This is a genomic window from Bartonella sp. SD1336NMGDW (assembly GCF_042193565.1).
Taxonomy (GTDB): Bacteria; Pseudomonadota; Alphaproteobacteria; order Rhizobiales; family Rhizobiaceae; genus Bartonella; species Bartonella grahamii.
The window spans coordinates 1-1,047 of sequence record NZ_JBHILW010000071.1 but is presented as its reverse complement, the minus strand read 5'-3'; the positions used below and the strand labels follow the sequence as shown (position 1 = coordinate 1,047).

Sequence of the window (1,047 nt, the reverse complement as noted above, 5' to 3'; positions counted from 1 at the left end):
ATTGTTTTGCTTTCGGGATCAGCACCTAAACGCCCGATTAACATCACTTTATTTAGCATGTTTTTTCTTACCTTAAACTTGTATTTTAATACATACAAAATCCTAGCATGATTTGCATATTTTTTCAATTATTTCAAAATGATATTATTGTTTTTTAACATATAAAATTATGTTTAATATGCAAAAAAACATAAATAGTTCAGTGTTCATTTAAAACTCTTGATATACATACATAAATGTATTAACATAAGATATGAGAATAAGATTTGAATGGGATGAAACTAAAGCAAAAAGTAATCTTAGAAAGCACCGTGTCAGTTTTGAAATTGCTGCTCGTGTTTTTGCAGACCCGTTCGCCATGGTTAAACAAGACCGTATTGAAAACGGAGAATATCGTTGGCAAACTTTGGGTCTTGTGGATGGTTTTTTACTGCTGCTCGTAGCGCATACTGTCCATGATGATAAAGATGGTATAGAAGTAATCCGTATTATTTCAGCGCGGCGAGCTAACTCGAAAGAAAGGAAACGTTATGAAGAAGAAAGTTCGTTATGAAATTGATGTAGGTAACTTATCACCTTTGACAGATAAACAGAGAGTTGAGGTTGATAAACTGGCTGCAATGCCGGATAGTGCAATTGATCATAGTGATATTCCAACACTAGATGATACGTTCTGGAAAAACGCCGTTCGCAATCCATTCTATAAACCAACCAAAACTGTCACAACAGTACGTGTGGATTCAGACGTTCTAGCGTGGCTTAAAAGTCAAGGGAAAGGATATCAAACGCGGATTAACGCCATTTTACGTGACGCTATGCTTCGTTCAATGCGTTGACCTCTTTCCTGCTACAAAGAGTATCAAACTGCTTTCGATAGTTTTTTATCTCCTTGTTGATTTTATCGAACGTTGAGAAGAGACAACGTCATTTAATCTGAACAGTTTTATAAAATCGGAAAATTTACTATGGCTTTTTAACTGAGCACTGTAGTGTGTAAATAGATATATTTATTAAACTGCGTGTATGTAACATAAGAAACAATACACA

General features: G+C 34.6%; 2 protein-coding genes. Both read left to right on the top strand.

Features of this window, described 5'->3' with window-relative positions:
- The first annotated feature begins 253 nt into the window (after positions 1-253).
- On the top strand, positions 254-553 hold the full coding sequence (locus ACFIKH_RS09140; protein WP_208439550.1) for a BrnT family toxin: 300 nt from the start codon (positions 254-256) through the stop codon (positions 551-553).
- Positions 531-836 (top strand): BrnA antitoxin family protein, encoded by a 306-nt coding sequence (locus ACFIKH_RS09135; RefSeq protein ID WP_375627588.1) that lies wholly within the window; start codon positions 531-533, stop codon positions 834-836. Before ACFIKH_RS09140 ends, ACFIKH_RS09135 begins: the two co-directional genes overlap by 23 nt.
- Positions 837-1,047 lie beyond the last annotated feature (211 nt).